Genomic DNA, 18,157 nt, shown 5'->3' with positions numbered 1-18,157 from the left:
AAACGGAATGAATCCCATGAACGCGAGCGCCGCACCCGATATTCTGATAGTCGATGACGACCACGAAATACGCTCTCTTCTGAGCAGATATCTCGAGGAACAGGGTTTCCGCGTGTCGACGGCAAGCGACCTGCGCGGATGTAACGATGCGCTCAACCGGCGTCATCCGGATCTCCTCGTCCTGGATGTCATGCTTCCCGATGGGTCGGGCCTCGATCTTTGCCGCGATCTGCGAAACCGCCGCCCTCGTGTGCCGGTCATTCTGCTGACTGCCCTGAAAGAAGACATAGATCGCATTCTCGGTCTCGAGATCGGCGCCGACGACTACCTCGGCAAGCCGTTCAACCCGCGTGAATTGGCCGCGCGCATCCGTGCGGTCCTGCGCCGCACGAACGAGGATTCCTCGTTGGAGCCCGAGCAGAGGCGCTATCAGTTCGCGAGCATGATGCTCGACCCACAGCTTCGTCGGGTCAGCAGAGACAGTGGCGAGGTGATTTCGCTGACGGGCGCTGAATTCGACCTTCTGAAGGCGTTCTTGGAACGTGCCGGTCGGCTCCTGTCGCGTGATCAGCTGCTCGATCTGACCCAGGGGCGCGACCGCGATCCGGCTGATCGCTCGATCGACGTCCTGATGAGCCGGCTGCGCCGCAAGCTTGGAGAAACGGTAGAGGAGCCCATCTTCAGGACGATCCGCAATGGAGGCTATCAGCTCGTCGTTCCGGTGACGGCCATCAAGGGCGATTCATGAGGTCGCTTGGCGCGCGCTTGGCGTTACTTTTGATGACCGCCATCGTTCTGGTCGTCATTTCCTCGTCTTTCGTGGCAAGCCTTGTCATGCGCGGACCGCGGCCGGACATGACGATCGAACGGATGGCCCACCAGCTTTCCATTCTTGCCACTTTCGCAGAGAAGGACAGAACCACCGCGGCATCGGCGGGATTGGTGGTTACCCCTGGGCCTGCTGAAGGCCAACGTGACGAAGAATTGTCGCGCTTCCTGATGGAAGCCCTGCTTCGAAGATCAGGCATGCGCGAGGCCGCCATAGTACGCCAGTCGACGGGCGAGATGATCGCGTCACTGAAGCTCTCCGACGGCAGCTGGCTGATCATGCCGATGCCGGACCATGGCCCGCCGCCGGGCGGGTGGAAAATCCTTGTGGGGTGGCTCGGTCTCATCATCATCGGCAGCGTACTCGTCTCCATCTTTGCCGCCTCGAAGATCATGAAGCCGCTGCGTCTGCTGGAGGAGGCGGCGGCGGCGATCAATCCCGACGGCACCCTGCCGCACATAGCGGAAAGCGGACCGGGAGAAATTCGGGCGACCGCGCAGGCGCTCAATGGCCTGTCGGCCCGGGTGAAGGCCGCCACGGAAAGCCGTATGCGGCTCGTTGCTGCCGCCGGACACGATCTGCGAACGCCGATGACCCGGATGCGTCTGCGGGCCGAGTTCATCCGGGATGATGAAGAGCGGCGCAAGTGGTTTGCCGACCTCGAGGAGCTCGACAGGATCGCCGACAGCGCGATAGGGCTGGTTCGGGAAGAGATTTCCAAGGACAGTCTGGAGCAGGTCAGGCTTGACAAGATCGTCGGCAATATCGTCACCGAGTTGAAAGCGATCGATATGAACGTCACGAGCGGCGAACTGGAGCAGGCAACGATCAGTGCAGGCCCTCTCGCCGTCACCCGAGCCCTTCGAAATCTGCTCATCAATGCGGCAACGCACGGCCAGTCTGCGATGGTGACGGTGACGCACCTTGGCAATAGAGCCGTTGTGCGAATTGTCGATACCGGACCAGGCATTCCGGAGGATCGGCTCAATCAGGTCTTCGAACCCTTCTTCCGGATCGACATCGCAAGGCAAAGGTCTTTTCCGGGAGCCGGCCTTGGCATGGCCATTGCGCGTGAGATCGTCACCCGATTCGAGGGCGAGATCACTGTGCGTAACCGTCAGCCGCACGGATTGGAGCAGGTCGTGTCGTTCAAGAGCGCCGGGGTCAAGGTCGCAAGCTAGCACGAGCGACGCGACCCAAACCATCGTGGTATCGCAGCTTGGACGTCCCTGGCAGGGACGGGATCTGTTGACGGAACATCCGCGCGATCAAACAGGCTTTACTTACGTAGAACTCTCGAAAATTCTACATAAACCAATATTGAAAGTAAGGTTACAGAACTTACCAAATAATTCGCGCCGGCGGAAAAGCCGAGACATTAAATTTCCCCAAAATGCCTTGTTTCAGCAACATTCAGAAATGTCAGTGCTGGCAACTGATGTAAAATCGTGATCGATCAGTAGCTTGGCTCGAGCAGGCTTTGGTCGCCCCGCATACCCGGCTTCGCCATGACGCCCCCAACACGAATGGCGAAGCCGGATTGCTTTCCGGCTCCGCCGTTGATTTTTTCCCAGAAATATCAGTCTCTTGATAATGCCGCGACAGGGTCCAGCAACGATGCGTTGCGGGCCGGCAGGTAGCCGAAGGTCAGGCCGATCGCGCAGGAGCATGCGAAGGCCAGGATGATCGAACTTGCGGAATAAACGAGCGTGAAGTTCGATCCGAAATAGTTGAAAGCGAAGCCGAAGCCGAGCGCGGTCGCGATGCCGAATGCACCACCCAGCAGACATACGAGGACGGCTTCGATCAGGAACTGCTGGAGGATGTCTTGGCGTCTCGCGCCGACTGCCATGCGCACGCCGATCTCGGCGATACGCTCTGACACCGAGACGAGCATGATGTTCATGACGCCGATACCTCCGACCAGCAGCGATATGACGGCGATTGCCGAGACGAGCAGGGTCATCGTTCGGGTCGTGCTGGTAATGGTTTGGCGAATATCGTCTGTATTGAGGATAAAGAAATCCTTGGTGCCATGGCGGCGCTCCAGAAACTGCGTGACGGCCGCCTCCGCCGCAGAACTTTCGGTATTGTCGGCGACCCGTACCGTAATGCTGCGCAACGACATGTCGCCCAGCAGGCGGGCTTGGACGCCAGTATAGGGCAGATAGACGGAAAGATTGTCACTTGAGCCGAAGCCGCCTTGCTGGGAGGCGATGACGCCGATGATGCGCACGGGAACCTTGCCGACGAGAATGGTTTGCCCGAGCGGATCGAGCCCGCGGTCGGCGAACAAGGTCGTCGCAGTGTTCTGATCGATTACCGCATCCTGCGACAAGCGCGTCACGCTATCCGCATCGAAGAATCTCCCTGTGATAAGTTTCGATCCTTTCACGGAAAAATACGCATCTCCCACGCCATTGATGAGGGCGTTCGCCTCCGTCGAGCCGACCCGCACGGTGCTACTCGTCGAGACGGTCGGTGTAACGGCGGCGACATAGGTCAATTTCGCCAATGCATCGGCGTCGGCGACCACCAGGGTCTTGATGCGACCCGAGCGCGTATCGCCGAAGCTCTTGCCGGGAAAGATTTCGAGCGTGTTGGTGCCGAGGCTATTGATATTTTCCAGAACCTTGCGCTGCGATCCCTCGCCGAGCGCGATGACGCTGACGACCGAGGCTATGCCGATGATGATGCCGAGCATGGTCAGGAAGGTGCGCAGCCGATGAGCCTTGAGTGCAAGGAGTGCCATCCGGAAGGCCTCCGTCAGCCGGCCGGCTATCTCTCGCCAGCCGAATTTGCCGAACCCGGCCGCAGTAGCGGAGGCCCGCGATGCTGGAACTTCGTTGCGCGTACGTCGATCGTCGACGATCCGTCCGTCGGAGATCTCGATGATGCGATCGGCGCGCGCGGCGACGTTCATGTCGTGAGTGACGATCACGACCGTGTGGCCCTCGCCATGGAGCTCGCCCAGAATACGCAGGACTTCCTCACCGCTCTGCCGGTCTAGGGCGCCCGTGGGCTCGTCGGCAAGAATGACGTTGCCATTGTTCATCAGGGCGCGAGCGATCGAAACTCGCTGCTGCTGGCCGCCCGAAAGCTGGCCCGGGCGATGGCTGTTTCGTTCGCTCATGCCGAGCCGCTCAAGAAGCGCTGCCGCGCGCGCTCGTCTTGTTTCACTCGGTTGCCCGGCATAGATGGCCGGTACCTCGACATTGCCGATCGCCGTCAGCTCGGAAAGCAGATGATAGCGCTGAAAGATGAAGCCGAAATGCTCTCTGCGCAGTTTGGATAGCGCATCGCTGTCTAGGCGATGCGTCTCTTCGCCAGCGATCGCATACGTGCCGGCAGTCGGACGGTCCAATAGACCGATGATGTTCATCAGCGTGGATTTCCCCGAGCCGGAAGGTCCGACGATCGCGACCATTTCGCCTTCGGCGATGGATAGATCGACATCCTGCAAGACCGCGATCGTGCGATCCCCGGATTGATATTCGCGGCGCACGCGCTTCAATTCGATAATCGGAGAAGGCATGCATCAGAACCCCATTGGAGGGGGAGGGCCGCCACTGCTGCTCTTACTGGCTGCATTGCTTGCCTCGCCGACCAAGACATTCTCTCCCTCAGAGAGGCCGGACAGGATTTCCGCAGAGACGTTGTTGTTGAGGCCGACCATGACATTACGTCGGATCCTCTTGCCGTTGTCGTTTACGACCTCAACGATGCGAGATCCTTCGGCCAATTTGGCGCCCAATGCAGAGGAAGGGATGGTGAGCACATTCTTGGCCTGTCCGAGAACGATGTGAACCTCCGCCGACATGTAGGTGCGGAAATAATTATCGGGGTTCGGCACTGCAAACACACCGTTGTAGTAGATCGCCGAGGTCGAAGATGACGATGTCGTGCTGCTGCTCGATGACGCTGTGGTCGACGACGAGGTGATGCTGCTGTCGCTGGTGATCGATTCAGGTGCCGGCTCGATCGACTGCAATGTGGCCTCATACCGGCTATTCGGATCGCCAAGGATGGTGAAATAAATCGGTTGCCCCACCTTGACCTTGACGACATCGGCTTCGGAGATCTCGGTGCGAACGATCATCGTATCGACTTGTCCGAGGATGACGATCGTCGGCGCCGATTGCGCTGCGTTCACCGTTTGGCCCTGCTGGTTGACGATGGCGAGCACCGTGCCGTCCATCGGCGCCGTGATGTGCGTGTAGGAAAGATTGGCGCGCGCTGTTTCCACCGCGACTTCGGCCGATGTGATTTGCGCGTCGAGAGCTGCAATTTGGGCGGTAATCTTCTTAACGTTCGCTTCCGCACTGTCGAGGTCCGCCTTGGAGCCTGCCTGGTTGCGGAATGTCGTCTGCTGGCGGACGAGCGTCGTCTGCGCGTTTTCAAGATCGGCCTCGCTTTCCTGGCGCTGTGCCCTAACGTTCGCCAGGGAGGCCTGAGCGGTCTTCAGGTCGTTGCTCTGTGTGGTCGAGTCGATTTCGGCAACAAGGCTGTCCTTCTTGACGGTATCGCCAAGCTTGACATGAACAGCTGTGATCCGACCGGAGACCTGTGCGCCGACCGCGACCAGCTTGATCGGCCTGAAGGTGCCGGATGCGAGCACGGCTTCCTCGACATTGCCTCGCGTCACCGGCGCCGTGATGGCCGATGTCGCCTGCCGGTCGAAATAGCCGTATTGGAAAGAGAGAATGCCGATTGCGGCAAAGGCAAGAAGACCTGCATAGAGCATGTGCCGCGGTCTGATGCTCCGCTTTGGGAGCACTTTGGTGGGAAGAGAGCTTGCATCCTTGGCTCGTTTCGGGCTGACGGTCGGCGGTGCCTTATGTTCGAGTGTGTTCGACATGAGATTATTTGGCCTTGGCCAGATGTGGACCCGTATCGGCGTCAACGACGACAGGCGCGGAGACATCGACCTGTCCGTCCCAACCTCCGCCCAGCGCCTTGTTGAGGGAAATGTAATTTGAAGCAATATTTGCGGTGCTTTGGATAAGCGAACTTTCGGCGCTGTAGACTGAGCGATCCGCATCAAGCACGTTAAGGTAATCGACTGCGCCGGCCTGATTTAGCTCGTGGGACAAGTCTGCCGCCTTGCGATAAGATGCGGCGGAAACGACAAGCTTGGCGTTTTTCAGTCTCTCTTGCGTCAGTGACACAATGCCATCTTCGACATCCTGCATAGCCGTCAAGACCGCCGACTGGTAGGCGATATAATATTGGTCGCGTTGTGCCTTGGCGACATCCACCGCAGCCTTGAGCTGATCACCCTGGAATATCGGTACGGTGAGCGATGGGCCGAACGACCAGCCGATCGTTGACTTCTTGCCAAGGTCCGAAATGCTTGTGGCAGATGATGAGATGCTGCCCGTCAACGAGACTGAAGGATAGCGATCCGCCTCGGCCTGACCGATCTTGGCGGTATATTGTGCGAGTTGGCGCTCGGCACTGCGAACGTCAGGACGGGACAAGAGGATATCGGCGGGAATACCTGTCGAGACATCAAGCTTCGGTCGTGGAATGGCACCGCCGGTCTTTAGACGTTCGTCGAGGGCTGCTGGCGGTTTACCAAGGAGTACGGCAAGCTTATGAACTGCCTGCGCATAGGAGGTTTCATAGGTTGGAATATCCGCCTCAGTGCTGGCCGCCTCGCCTGCTGCTTTCGCAGCGTCAATGGCTGTCGCTGTCCCGGCCTTGAATTCAGCTTGCGTCAATTCCGCCGTCCTTCGCTGTGAGACGCCGGTGCGCTGCGCCAGGTCACGCAGGGCCTGATACTCACGGGCCTGAACATAATAGGAAGCAACATCCCCGACGAGCGTTACCAGCGTATCGCGTAAATCCTCTTCCGCGGCATCGACGCCGTATTTCGCAGCTTCGGCGGCACGTTTGTTGCCGCCGAACAGGTCGAGTTCCCAGCTTGCATCGAATCCCGGCTCGTACTCATTGTAGACGCTGGCAGGGGTGCCGTCAGAGGCAGCCGTTCGGGTGCGCGTTGCTGATGCTGTCCCCTCAACGGTCGGAAGAAGTGCGCCTCTTTGCTCGCGATAGGTCGCGCGAGCTTCGCGTATCTTTGCTTTCGCTGTTGCAACATCGAGATTGCCTGCGACGGCCTCCTCAATCAAAGCATCCAGCGTGGGATCACGAAGCCGTTTCCACCATTGCGACAATTGCGGCGGCTGTATTTCCTTCGACGTCTTACTGCCCCAATGCGCCGGCACGGCAAGGTCGGGCGTATTATAATCCGGTCCTACGACGCAGCCTGTCAATGTTCCGACGACTATGGCGGCAATGGCAATATTCGACGGTCCCGTGTTTGAGCGCAAACATATCGGCAAGATTTCCATCCCTGGCTTGTTGATCCTATGGGCTGGCCTCGATTGAGGCCAGGAAGGCATGGAGCATGAGGAAGACCATCGCTTTTCCTCTGCGAAGAAGGATGACGCTGCGCACACGCCATCGGTCCGGGAGCGCCGGGCGGGGCGTTCCCGGACCATTCGGCCCGGCGAAGGGCCGCTCCTTCCAACCAACAGGGGCGTCCGGGGGGATCTCGGTTGGTTGGAAGCGGAGGGGAAATGGTCTGTCGTGGTGATCAGTGGAACGGATGCGGGCCGGGAACGAGCGATCGCTCCGCGTCCGCCAGTTTGGTGAGTTGATCGGCGTTCAGCACGTTGTGCAGAGCGACGGCCCTGTCCTTGAGAGCCTTGGCCTTGGCGGCGCGATCCAGCAGGCGATCGGCCAGGCGCTCTCCGAAAAGCTGAGCTTGCCCGTCGCCCTGACGGGCGGCCTGGGGCGCGGCGGCGTCATCGATGGGCGGCGGGTCTGGCAGCTCATTCTTCGCAGGCGTCAGGAGATCGACCAGGGCGCTGGTATAATCCCGCCAAGCATCGAGCTGGTTACTGCGGACACCGATCAAGGTTTCGAGCGCCGATAATTTTTCCGCGATCATTAGGGCCGGGTTCGGTCTGTGCGGAGGTCCCGGCGGCATGGGCATGCCGCCGCCAAAGGCCATCATCGGCCCTTCGGGATGACGGTCCTGGAAATACCAGCCGTCCGATGGTGGGCCGACCGGACCCGGCTGCGCGGTCTCGGCGCCTGCGGGCTTTTGCTGGTCGGATGCGATTTCTGCACCGGCTGCATAAGCCGAAGCGGTTGCGCCGCCAATTGCTGCTGCCAATAAAGCCGCGACGATAAGTCGTTTCTTCATAATCAATGCCTTCGCTACGAGTAACTGCAGCAAAAGCTAATGGGGCCTTATGAATGCAATACGTCGATATGTTTCTTAACTTTTCCCGCGAGGGGAATATTGCGAACGAAGTTTGCCGATAGCCTGACAGCAATGCTTCATTACAATTTCCTCTATTGTCGCCTTAAAGTTCGTCTCTGGCCTAACAACAAGCGGCGTGTGGGGCTAATCTCAGGTCGTAGATGGAGAGAGCTGTCGCTTGGCGACAGTTCTCTCCACGGTGTTTGCTATTCCCTGCTTGCGGAAGCAGCGGATGTCGATTGATCCGCCTCCTTCAAGGCGGACGCACATTCCTCGCAGCACACCTCCACCGATTTGCCGCCGAGATTGACCTTGATGGTCTCGGCGCCGAGTTCGCAATCGCAAGCGGCACATGTGGTTCTCTTCATCTCGTGATCCTTTCTTGATCGATCCCCTTGCCGGGGTAGGATCATAAGAGCACTGATCATCATGTCGGCGCTGTCGGAATCTTTAGCGAACCGCGTAGCGCTTCGGCTTCAATTGCGCCGAACGCTGAAATTCCGCCGGTGTCTGCCCGTAGGTCTGTTTGAACGCGGCGCTGAAATGGCTATGGCTGGAGAAACCGAGATCGAGCCCGAGCATGGTCAGGTCGTCATAGGAAGCGAGGAGATCGAGCGCGCGTGCCAGCCGAAGCCGCAGCTGATAGCGGTAAAGAGGGATGGCTTCCACCTGCTGGAAGACTTGCGTCAGATAAACGGGCGAGACTCCCACTTCTTTCGCGATCTCCGCGAGCGTCCAGCGTCGTGCGAGATCGGAGGACAGAACGAGCTTTGCCCGATCGACGAGCTTCTGCCGGCCGGAACTTGCGCCGGCCGCATGCGATGTCCGCTCGCCGAGAGAGCGGCGCACCAGGGTTAATGCCAGCGTTTCGCCTTCAAGGCTCTCGGCTATATTGCGGCTAAGCCCGTGGCGAAGCATCGCCACGAGCGCCTGCGCGCGCGGATCTATGCGTCGGTGCTGCCGGCGGAAGATGACGCTTTCGCCGGACTGAACCTGTTCTTTCGGCGCAAGCTCGTGAAGGACGCTCTCATCTATACTGAGATCGAGACAGGAATCACCGCCGTCAACAGGATGACTGATTCGATATCCCTGTCCCTTATTGAAGAACAGCACCTGATTTGCTTCCGCAACGGCATCACTCTGGTCGACGTGGCGCTTGAAAACGCCGCGATAGGGATAGACAAGACTCGTCTTGTGGGCGCATTCCTCACCACTCTTATGCCGGCATTCGCCATTGCAGACGATATCGCGGATGAGGACAGTTTTCGTCTTCAGCAGCAAGGCGGTCGTAATTTCTGACATGCCGAACTCCCCACCCCGGCGTTGACGCCCGCCATACCAGTGAAGCCTAACACATCCTGCGCCATCTTTTTAGTAGCGGCTATAAATATGGACATCGCTTCCATTCTGACCGCGGGAAAGGCCAATATCTTTCAGCTGATCGTCCGACAGTCCCAGAAGCGCATTGCGGTTCCTGCGCTCGACCATCTTGCGTACGAGCATACGTACAAGGTCCAGCACGGTCGAGAAAGACGAGCGTCGAGCCTTGCGGAAGGGGCGGGCCTGTTCGGAAGATGTGATGATGCTTGTGGCTTGCATGGCGATACTCCATCGGTTGCTTCGATGAGAGCAGTGAACCACCGGAGCCGTATTCGCGCTGTCAAATAATTTAGCTATCGAACGCGGCAGCGGCCTTTGGGAAAGCGATGTATTTGTATTTTCCTTGTCGACATAACGCCTGCGGCAGCGGTAGTGTCGGCACCGCTCGGCATACGGCAACGATAAAGGTAGGCAGGGCGAAAACTATTGAGGAGAGCAGGAATGTCGTGGCAACATCCAGTACCCCGGATCACCGCGGAGGAGAGACAACAGCGCCTTTCAAGGCTTCGAAAGCTGCTTGATGCAAATGGATGGGCCGGCATGTTGCTCGGTCCGACCGAAAGCCTGCGCTACTTCACCGGGCTCGTCTGGCATGCAAGCGAGCGGTTTCTCGGCGCATTGGTGACGCCGACAGATCTCCACTACATCGTGCCGAGCTTCGAGCGGAGCAGGGTTGAGACCCTGCCGCATCTGCCGGCCGAAATCCTGGAGTGGCAGGAGGAAGAGAGCAGCGCGGCACTCATCGCCCGCGTGCTGGGAGATAAGGGCGTCTTGGCACTCGACGACAGCATGCCGCTTTACTTCTACAACGCGTTGGCCGCCGAGCTTGGGGCTGAAAGGCTTGTGAATGGCGGGCCGATCATCAATGGCCTGCGCCGGATCAAGTCCCCAGCCGAAATCGCGCTCATTCAATATGCCATGAACCTGACACTGGACGTGCACAAGCAGGCGCATGCCCTGCTCAAGCCTGGGATTCTCGCATCGGAAGTCGTCGAATTCATTGACCGGCGTCATCGTGAGGCCGGCGCCGATGGCGGCTCGACCTTCTGCATCGTGTCCTTCGGTGAAGCGACGTCCCTGCCGCACGGCGCAGACGGCGATCAGATGCTTGGCGAAGACGATGTCATTCTGGTGGATACGGGCGCCCGCATCGACGGCTATCATTCGGACCTGACGCGGACATACAAGCTAAAGAGCGGCGACAGTGCTTTCGAGGATGCCTGGGCGATCGAACGCGAGGCGCAGCAGGCCGTTTTCGACGCGGCAAAGCCGGGGGCGCCTTGCTCCAGCTTGGATGATGCGGCTCGCGCGGTACTTGCCAGACATTCGCTTGGCCCCGATTACAAGCTGCCGGGACTGCCGCACCGCGCCGGTCACGGCCTTGGCCTCGAAATTCACGAGGAGCCTTATATCGTACGCGGTAACGCGACGGAACTCGCGCCCGGCATGTGCTTCTCAAACGAGCCGATGATCGTCTTTCCCCAGAAATTCGGCATTCGGCTCGAGGATCACATCTATATGACGACGGATGGTCCGCGTTGGTTCACGCAGCCGTCCAGCGGACCGACGAAGCCGTTTGCGAGCTGAGAGTTTTAGTCGGGGCGGCCGTCAAGCCGCCCTTTTGCCATCCTCATCGAAGACATGCAGATGCTGCGCGGGGAAGGCGACATGGACCTGCGTCCCCGCGCTCAGAGCGGTGCGATCCAGGGTGAACACCTTGAACGGCAGGCCGTGCAGCGAAAGATGCAGGATGATGCCGAAACCCGTGGGTTCGATCAGTTCGACATTGGCCGTCATGTCGGACGGATTGGACGACAGCACGACATGCTCTGGGCGAATGCCGAGCGTGACCTTCGCAGCGGTTGCCAATTTTAGCGGCTCCGGAAGCGAAACGAGCGTGCCATCCTTGAGCTTGACGGCATTGCCCTCATAAGTCGCATCAAGGAAGTTCATGCCGGGTGAACCAATGAAGCCGGCCACGAAAAGATTGGCGGGGCGGTCGTAGAGTTCGAGCGGGCTGCCGACCTGCTGAACCACCCCGCCATGCATGGCAACGATGCGGTCCGCCAGCGTCATCGCCTCGATCTGGTCGTGAGTGACATAGATCGACGTCGCTTTAAGATCGCCGTGCAACTTCTTGATTTCTGCCCGCATCTGCTCGCGCAAACGGGCATCGAGATTCGATAGGGGCTCGTCGAAGAGAAACGCTTTCGGCTGCCGCACGATGGCGCGGCCCATGGCGACGCGCTGGCGCTGGCCACCCGAGAGGGCCTTCGGCCGTCGCTCCAGCAGCGGATCGAGACCGAGCTTGGATGCCGCGCCGGCGACAGCCTTGGCGATGCCGTCTTTGGCCACTTTCCGCAGCCGCAGGCTGTAGCTCATATTGCCCGCCACGTCCATATGCGGATAAAGCGCATAGGACTGGAAGACCATGGCGATGTCGCGGTCTTTCGGATGCAGCTCGTTGACACGATTGTCGGCAATGCGGATTTCGCCGCCGCTGATATCCTCGAGCCCGGCGATCATCCGGAGCAGCGTGGACTTGCCGCATCCGGACGGCCCGACAAGAACGACAAACTCGCCATCCTTGATCCTGAGGTCGATGTCGTGCAGCACCTGCACATGGCCGTAGGCTTTCTTGACGTTCTGAATATCGATCGATGCCATATGACTAACCCTTGACCGCGCCGGCCGTCAGGCCCTGCACGAGATAGCGTTGGATGAGCAGGAAAAAGAGCGCGGCCGGAATGAGCGCCATGACGCCCGCCGCCATCATCTGCCCAAAATCCACGGAGAATTTCGAGACGAAGGTGAGAAGCCCGACCGGGAAGGTCGCGGCTTGGTTGCCATTGATGAGCATGAGCGCGAAAAGCAGTTCGCTCCATGCGGCCGTGAAGACGAAGCCGAGCGTCGCTGCGATGCCGGGTAAGGTCAGCGGCAGAATGATTTGCCTGAAGGCGGTAAACTGCGTCGCGCCGTCGATCATGGCTGCTTCTTCCAGATCCTTCGGGATGCCGTCGAAGAAGGACTGCATCAGGAAGGTGGCAAAGGGCACATTGAAGGCCGTGTAGACGATGACAAGCCCGGTCAGGCTATTGGTCAGATGCAACGGTGTCAGGATCTTGAAAATCGGTGCGACGAGCATGACCAGCGGAAACATCTGCGTCAGCAGCATCAGCGCCACGATCCAGTATTTGGCGCGGAAGGTGAAGCGCGAGAGCGCGTAGCCGGAGAGGGATGCGCAGATGGTCACCGCAATCGCCGTCGAGGCGGAGACGATCAGGCTGTTCTTGAAGAAGGTCGGGAAATCGCTGTGCTGCAGCACGAAGGCATAGTGTTCCCAGGTCGTGCGCGAGGGCCACATGCGCACGCCTTCGGTATAGAGCAGATCGTTCGGCGTTACCGAGACCTTCAACAGCCAAAAGAGCGGGAAGAGCGCGAAGGCGACGTAGCAGAGAATTGCCAGTCGATGCGCGATGGTGGGAAGGACGGATCGTCTCATGGTTCAATCCTTGTTCAGCAGGGTCTGCCGCAGCAGGATGATCAGCATGGAATAGGTGAGAAGGAGAACCAGCAGCACCAGAGCGATGGCCGAGGCGTAGCCGAAATCCAGCCGTTTGAAGGCTTGCGTGAAGATGTAGCTGGCGACGATCTGCGTGCGGTCCGCCGGCCCGCCGCCCGTCATGACGACAATCAGATCGGCGAAATTGGAGATCCAGACCGTACGCAGCAGCACCGTGATGGCGATGGTCGGCGCCAGGAAGGGAAGGGTGATCGAGCGGAAGCGCTCGAACCAGCCGGCGCCGTCGATAGAAGCCGCCTCATAGAGATCGCGCGGGATCGCCTGAAGCGCGGCCAGAAGCGTGATCGCGAAAAAAGGGATGCCCCACCAGACATTGGCGATGATCGGCCCCCACATCGCATAGTTCGGATCGGAGAGGATATTGCCCGGCTCGCTCATCAGGCCCATGCCATAGAGCCAATGCGGGATCGGGCCGATGACCGGGTTGAACAGCCAGGACCAGTTGAGGCCGGCGAGGAAGGAGGGAACGGCCCAGGGCAGGAATACCAGTGCCTGGACGATCGATCTGCCGAAGAAGGGTTTGTCCAGCAGAAGTGCCAGGATTAGCCCAAAGATGAACTGCAGCACCACGGAAGCACCGGTCCACCAAAGCGTATTCTTCAGCGCCCAGTAGAAGGCGTTATCTTTGGAGAGATCGCGAAAGTGCTCCAGGCCGATGAAGCCGCCGGAAAACGGACTGAGCAGCTGAATATCGCGAAACGCATAGGATATGCCGATCGCCAGCGGCACCAGCATCACGGCGATGATGAGGATCAGAGCAGGAGCGCTGTAGAGATAGGGTTCCGAGGCGTCGGCGAGGCGCTTCAGCCACGGCCTGCGGTCGTGACGCCTGTCGAGCGTGTCGGTGATCGAAGTCATCTGCAAGAGTTCCCATTCGCGGCGTTCGAACGCCGTCTGTTTCAATTGCACAGAGATGGCGGCGGATCGCTCCGCCGCCGCATGTAAGTTCTATTTCTTGGCTAGGAATTTCTGCTGGGCCTTGGTCAGATAATCGGCCCATTGGTCGGCCAGATCCTTCGCCGAGATATCGCCGAGCAACGCCTGCTGCGAGGTCTTGATGGCGAGGGAATCCTTGAAGAAGGCGAATTCCTCAAGATAGGTCGGCATGACAGTGGGAACGGTATCCTTGTCGGCTAGTTCCTGGAACCAGCCCTTGAACTGATCGCCAGCATAGAAAGGGTCCTTTTCCGCAGCCGTATAGGCCGGCAAGGCGCCGATCTTCTTGTTCCATTCCAGATTGCCTTCCTTGCCTTCAAGGGTTGCAATCAGCTTCCAGGACAGATCCTTGTTCTGACTGGTCGAGAACATCGACCAGCCGGCATAGCCAATGGTCGGGAAGGATTTGCCATCCGGACCCTTCGGCAGCGGTGCGACGCCGAAATCATCCTTCTTCATGCGTTCGGCAACGGCGATCAGCGCATCCGGATCCTGGTCGAGGAAGGCACAGGTGCCGGAATAGAAGCCGGCGACGACTTCGTTGAAGCCCCAGTTGACGCTATCTTTTGGCGCATAGCCCTTCTTGTAGAGATCGACCATCCACTCGATGCCCTTCGCCCAGCCGGGGCTGTTCATCGTCGAGGTGCCGTCATCCTTGAAGTATTTGTTGTCGCCGGCCATGGAGGCGGCAAAGATCATCCAGCCGTTGAGACCGCCCGGACCGCCGCGCATGCAGTAACCGTATTTGCCCGGTAGCTTCGAGATGGCCTCGGATGCCTTGACGAATTCGTCCATCGTCTTCGGCGGCTCGGCGATGCCGGCGTCCTTCAGGATCTTCTTGTTGTAGAACATGGCACGCAGATAGAAGCCGTAGGGCAGCATATAGGCGGTGTTCTTGACATCGCGGCCGAGCTGAAGCGCGCGCGGCGTCAGTTCACTCGTATGTTCCCACTTCGCGAGGTAGGGCTCGAGGCTTTCGAGCATGCCGTTATTGCCGTAGAGCGACAGCCAGGTATCAGGCATTTCCATTACGTCGGGCGTATCGCCGGCCGAGACCATGGTGGCGAATTTCTGGAAGGCCTCGTTCCAGGGCAGGGAGATAATATCGACCTTGGTGCCCGGGTTGGCGGCTTCGAACTTCGCGACGATCGACTTCAGCGTCTCGGTGCGCTCCGGGCTCGTGATGACTTCCACGAGTTTCAGCGTCGTGTCGGCAAAGGCGGTGCCGCCCATCAACGCGGTAAAGAGTGCTGCTGTTATCAGTCTTTTCATGTTGGTTCCCCTTTTTGGATTTTCCTCTCAGATTGACGATGTCACGAGGCGGCGGCGATTGCCTCCTCGAGTTCCTTCCACAGGGCCTCGGTTCCTTCGAGGCCGATATGGAGACGTACGGAGCGCGGATTGATGCCGAAGGTATGCGCTGAATTCGGCTGCGCCTTCTGCTGCAGCACGACTTCGCCCGGCACGATCAGGCTCTCATGTCCGCCCCAGCTCACACCCAGCTTGAAGAGCGTGAGGCGATCGGCAAAGGCGCGGATATCGACGCCCTCGCGGAAGATGAAAGAAAACAGGCCCGAGGTGCCATTCAGTCCGGATGGCAGCCGGTTGGCCAGGCCCGGGTGGCAGACTTGCTCGACGACATCGAGCTCCTGCAGGCGCTTGGCGATCGTCATTGCAGCCGCCTCATGCGCCTTCATGCGAATCGGCAAGGTGCGCAGGCCGCGGATCAGGAGCCATGCGTCGAAGGGCGAAAGCTTGCCGCCGAGATAAGGGTAGGCTTCGGCCTTGATGCGCGCGATCATCTCCTTCGAGCCGGTAACGACGCCGGCGACGACGTCGCTGTGGCCGCCTAGATACTTGGAGGCGGAATGGATGACGAGATCGACGCCGAGTTTCAAAGGCTGCTGGAAGTAGGGAGTGGCCCAGCTGTTATCGATCATCGAAACGACGCCATGCTGCTTCGCAAGGGCGGCCAGTGCGCCGACATCATGCGCTTCCATAACCCAACTCGTCGGACTTTCCATGTAGAAAACCTTGGCGCCGGGAAGCGCCCTCGCAACGGCTTCTTCGTCGCGACCATCGACATAGGTCACGTCCACCTTCATGCGCTTTAGAACCGTGCCGAAGAGGCGGAAGGCGTCGGGATAGACATGTTTGACCGCAACGATCCTGTCGCCTGGCTCGACAAAACTCAGCACTGCAGATGAGATCGCCGCCATGCCGCTCGCAAAACCGAGCGCATCCTCGCCGCCCTCCAGCTTCGCCAGCATCTCTTCGAACATGCGCACCGTCGGGTTAAGGCCGCGCGTATAGATCGGCCGCACCTTTTCGCCGCGATAGGAGGCAATCATCTCGTCATAGTTCGAGAAGGTGAACAGCGAGGTCTGGAAGATCGGCGGCACGACGGCTTCGGCAAAATTGCCGTCGTCGTGAGCTGTAATAAGGGATGCGAGTTCGAACGGCTCTAGCCCGTCAGTCATTGGGACATTTCCTTGATGTCTTCCTCGACGACGTCGAGAATTTTCAGTGTTTCGGCGCGCGCTGCCTCGGGATCCTGGTCGACGATCGCGTTGAACAGCGTGCGGTGATAGGGGAAGGACCGGCGGGCAAAATCCTGCCGATCGAAAGGATGCTCCCAGAAGCGCTCGAAGGTTTCGCGCATCTGTTCGAGAAGCTGCCGGAACAGCGGATTGTGGGTGGCATCGTAGACGGCAAGATGGAAGGCGAGGTCCTCGGGCCCGGATGTGCCCTTGGCCATGTGCACGCGTTCCATCTCGTTGAGCTTCTCTTCGATGATGACGAGATCTTCGTCGGTTCGCTTTCTCGCGGCCACCATGCCGGCCTCGCATTCGATGCCGCGGCGGACCTCCAGCGTCTGCAACAGCGCATCGCGCAGGTGTGACGGGTTGAAGGAAAGCGGCATATGGATCGTCGCCTTCGAAACCGGCTTCAGCAGGTAGGTGCCGCTGCCTTTGCGCGTCTCCATGACGCCGAGCGCCTGGAAATAGGTGATCACCTCGCGAATGGTGGAGCGTCCCACCGAAAGCGCTGCCATCAGCTCACGTTCGGTCGGAAGCCGGTCGCCCGCCCGCAGCTTCGACGATTCGATGAAGATCGACAGCGCCTCGATGACTTGCTGCGTCCGGTCGATGGAAGGAAGAGGGGTAAGCATGGGTTTTGTCATAAATGGTAAATTGGTCTGACATCTGCCATCAGGTCAATCTCTTTTTCTTGGCTCGGACATTTTTTGTGGCCCTTAAATTTTTAAGGGCACAAAGCGAGCAGCAATGAAGGTTGTTTGCGGCCTTCAAGAGTGCCGACAGCGCTGATAGAAGGAACGTGTTGTGAGTCCCGGGCTGGAAGAGAATGGCCGCTAGAGATCGATATTCACGGAAGCTGGAATGCGCGAAATGCGACCACACCGGCTTTGCCGAAGTTTCCGAAACTGACGATCGTCGGGCGATGAGCCGCGATTTCAAGATAGACGAGATGCCGCGCGGCTTTTCCACGGAACGGCCGTCGACCGATCCGCGCAAGCATATGGTGCGCTGCAGGTGCGGTTCGGTGTTTCCTTTCGAGCAGGACACGATCTACGCACCAGGCGGCGAGCCGCGGCGCAGAAAAGCATAGGCCGAAAAGAAAAAAGCCCCGCACAGGCGAGGCTAAGCTTGTGCCGCTCCGGGGAAATCGGAAGCGACGCGGCATTGTCTAACGGTCGTCTTCTCTTCCGGCTAGGTCAGTTTTGCCGATAGCGGTACGCTCAAGTAAAAAAGCTCTTCATTCGTGAAATGAGATTGGTTTGCAGGCTTTCTCTCAGTGGCTGCAAAGATGCGAGGAAACCATCGTGCCGTGCAATATGTTCAGCCAGCGTTCATTTTCGCGCGGGCAAAAGGGCAATCACCGCAACGCCTTGCGGTCGTCGAGGCCCGGCTTCCATTGGTTTTCGAGCCTAGTCGCCGGGCCTCGCAGATACTGAAAAAATCGGATACCCCACATGCGGTTGCTTCGCGCCTTCATCGATTGGATTCGCCGCAAGCGGCGGCCAGAACAGGAAACGATCCAACACTCCGCCGATGACCCATGGGTTCTGCAGCAGATCGAAAAATTCGAGCGGGAGTTGAAGCGCTAGCAGGCCTGCCAGTTCGTAAGTCCCGGT

General features: G+C 59.1%; 18 protein-coding genes. 5 read left to right on the top strand and 13 right to left on the bottom strand.

Features of this window, described 5'->3' with window-relative positions:
• Positions 1–16 precede the first annotated feature (16 nt).
• Positions 17–748, top strand: coding sequence for a response regulator (locus AC13RM_RS17705; RefSeq protein ID WP_113231278.1), 732 nt, complete (start codon positions 17–19; stop codon positions 746–748).
• Entirely contained in the window at positions 745–2,010 is a 1,266-nt protein-coding gene (locus tag AC13RM_RS17700) for an ATP-binding protein (protein WP_374818073.1), read from the top strand. The genes AC13RM_RS17705 and AC13RM_RS17700 overlap by 4 nt, the downstream gene beginning before the upstream one ends.
• 398 nt (positions 2,011–2,408) lie before the next feature.
• Here the strand turns inward: AC13RM_RS17700 and AC13RM_RS17695 are convergent, their stop codons facing one another.
• The 7 genes from AC13RM_RS17695 to AC13RM_RS17665 all read right to left on the bottom strand — a co-directional run bounded on the left by AC13RM_RS17695 (position 2,409) and on the right by AC13RM_RS17665 (position 9,701).
• Positions 2,409–4,364 carry a MacB family efflux pump subunit gene (locus AC13RM_RS17695; RefSeq protein WP_374818071.1) on the bottom strand — a complete coding sequence of 652 codons (1,956 nt, stop codon included), beginning with the start codon at positions 4,362–4,364 and terminating at the stop codon, positions 2,409–2,411.
• 3 nt (positions 4,365–4,367) lie between these two features.
• Positions 4,368–5,687: an efflux RND transporter periplasmic adaptor subunit gene (locus AC13RM_RS17690; RefSeq protein WP_374818069.1), complete on the bottom strand. Its 1,320-nt coding sequence runs from the start codon at positions 5,685–5,687 to the stop codon at positions 4,368–4,370.
• 4 nt (positions 5,688–5,691) lie between these two features.
• Positions 5,692–7,182, bottom strand: a complete 1,491-nt coding sequence (locus AC13RM_RS17685; RefSeq protein ID WP_374818067.1) for an efflux transporter outer membrane subunit — start codon at positions 7,180–7,182, stop codon at positions 5,692–5,694.
• Between the two features lie 245 nt (positions 7,183–7,427).
• Positions 7,428–8,042: a hypothetical protein gene (locus tag AC13RM_RS17680; RefSeq protein ID WP_374818065.1), complete on the bottom strand. Its 615-nt coding sequence runs from the start codon at positions 8,040–8,042 to the stop codon at positions 7,428–7,430.
• A 266-nt stretch (positions 8,043–8,308) separates the two neighbouring features.
• Positions 8,309–8,470 (bottom strand): hypothetical protein, encoded by a 162-nt coding sequence (locus tag AC13RM_RS17675; RefSeq protein ID WP_167078173.1) that lies wholly within the window; start codon positions 8,468–8,470, stop codon positions 8,309–8,311.
• 82 nt (positions 8,471–8,552) lie between these two features.
• Positions 8,553–9,404: a helix-turn-helix transcriptional regulator gene (locus AC13RM_RS17670; RefSeq protein WP_374818063.1), complete on the bottom strand. Its 852-nt coding sequence runs from the start codon at positions 9,402–9,404 to the stop codon at positions 8,553–8,555.
• A gap of 69 nt (positions 9,405–9,473) precedes the next feature.
• Complete coding sequence (locus tag AC13RM_RS17665; RefSeq protein WP_113231234.1) at positions 9,474–9,701, bottom strand: DUF1127 domain-containing protein; 228 nt, start codon at positions 9,699–9,701, stop codon at positions 9,474–9,476.
• A gap of 222 nt (positions 9,702–9,923) precedes the next feature.
• Here AC13RM_RS17665 and AC13RM_RS17660 point away from each other — a divergent pair, with 222 nt between their 5' ends.
• Entirely contained in the window at positions 9,924–11,069 is a 1,146-nt protein-coding gene (locus tag AC13RM_RS17660; protein WP_374818061.1) for a M24 family metallopeptidase, read from the top strand.
• A 21-nt stretch (positions 11,070–11,090) separates the two neighbouring features.
• Here the strand turns inward: AC13RM_RS17660 and AC13RM_RS17655 are convergent, their stop codons facing one another.
• From AC13RM_RS17655 to AC13RM_RS17630, 6 genes are all read right to left on the bottom strand, one after another.
• A complete protein-coding gene (locus AC13RM_RS17655; RefSeq protein WP_440479043.1) occupies positions 11,091–12,149 on the bottom strand; it encodes an ABC transporter ATP-binding protein in 1,059 nt (352 codons plus the stop codon).
• A gap of 4 nt (positions 12,150–12,153) precedes the next feature.
• Positions 12,154–12,984 (bottom strand): carbohydrate ABC transporter permease, encoded by an 831-nt coding sequence (locus tag AC13RM_RS17650; protein ID WP_440479044.1) that lies wholly within the window; start codon positions 12,982–12,984, stop codon positions 12,154–12,156.
• 3 nt (positions 12,985–12,987) lie between these two features.
• On the bottom strand, positions 12,988–13,923 hold the full coding sequence (locus AC13RM_RS17645) for a carbohydrate ABC transporter permease (protein WP_488555360.1): 936 nt from the start codon (positions 13,921–13,923) through the stop codon (positions 12,988–12,990).
• A 90-nt stretch (positions 13,924–14,013) separates the two neighbouring features.
• Positions 14,014–15,273 carry an ABC transporter substrate-binding protein gene (locus tag AC13RM_RS17640; RefSeq protein ID WP_095436492.1) on the bottom strand — a complete coding sequence of 420 codons (1,260 nt, stop codon included), beginning with the start codon at positions 15,271–15,273 and terminating at the stop codon, positions 14,014–14,016.
• A 41-nt stretch (positions 15,274–15,314) separates the two neighbouring features.
• A complete protein-coding gene (locus tag AC13RM_RS17635; RefSeq protein ID WP_440480136.1) occupies positions 15,315–16,481 on the bottom strand; it encodes a PLP-dependent transferase in 1,167 nt (388 codons plus the stop codon).
• A complete protein-coding gene (locus tag AC13RM_RS17630; protein WP_113231240.1) occupies positions 16,478–17,173 on the bottom strand; it encodes a FadR/GntR family transcriptional regulator in 696 nt (231 codons plus the stop codon). The genes AC13RM_RS17635 and AC13RM_RS17630 overlap by 4 nt, the downstream gene beginning before the upstream one ends.
• Before the next feature lie 194 nt (positions 17,174–17,367).
• Between AC13RM_RS17630 and AC13RM_RS17625 the strand changes: the two genes are divergently transcribed.
• On the top strand, positions 17,368–17,631 hold the full coding sequence (locus AC13RM_RS17625) for a hypothetical protein (RefSeq protein ID WP_095436489.1): 264 nt from the start codon (positions 17,368–17,370) through the stop codon (positions 17,629–17,631).
• 364 nt (positions 17,632–17,995) lie between these two features.
• The gene (locus AC13RM_RS17620) at positions 17,996–18,130 is read left to right on the top strand and encodes a hypothetical protein (RefSeq protein WP_274538728.1); all 135 of its coding nucleotides are present in this window, start codon (positions 17,996–17,998) and stop codon (positions 18,128–18,130) included.
• Positions 18,131–18,157: the final 27 nt, after the last annotated feature.

Source organism: Martinezella sp. CNPSo 3732 (assembly GCF_057784515.1).
The sequence above is the reverse complement of the archived record's forward strand: the minus strand, read 5'-3'. Positions and strand labels throughout refer to the sequence as shown.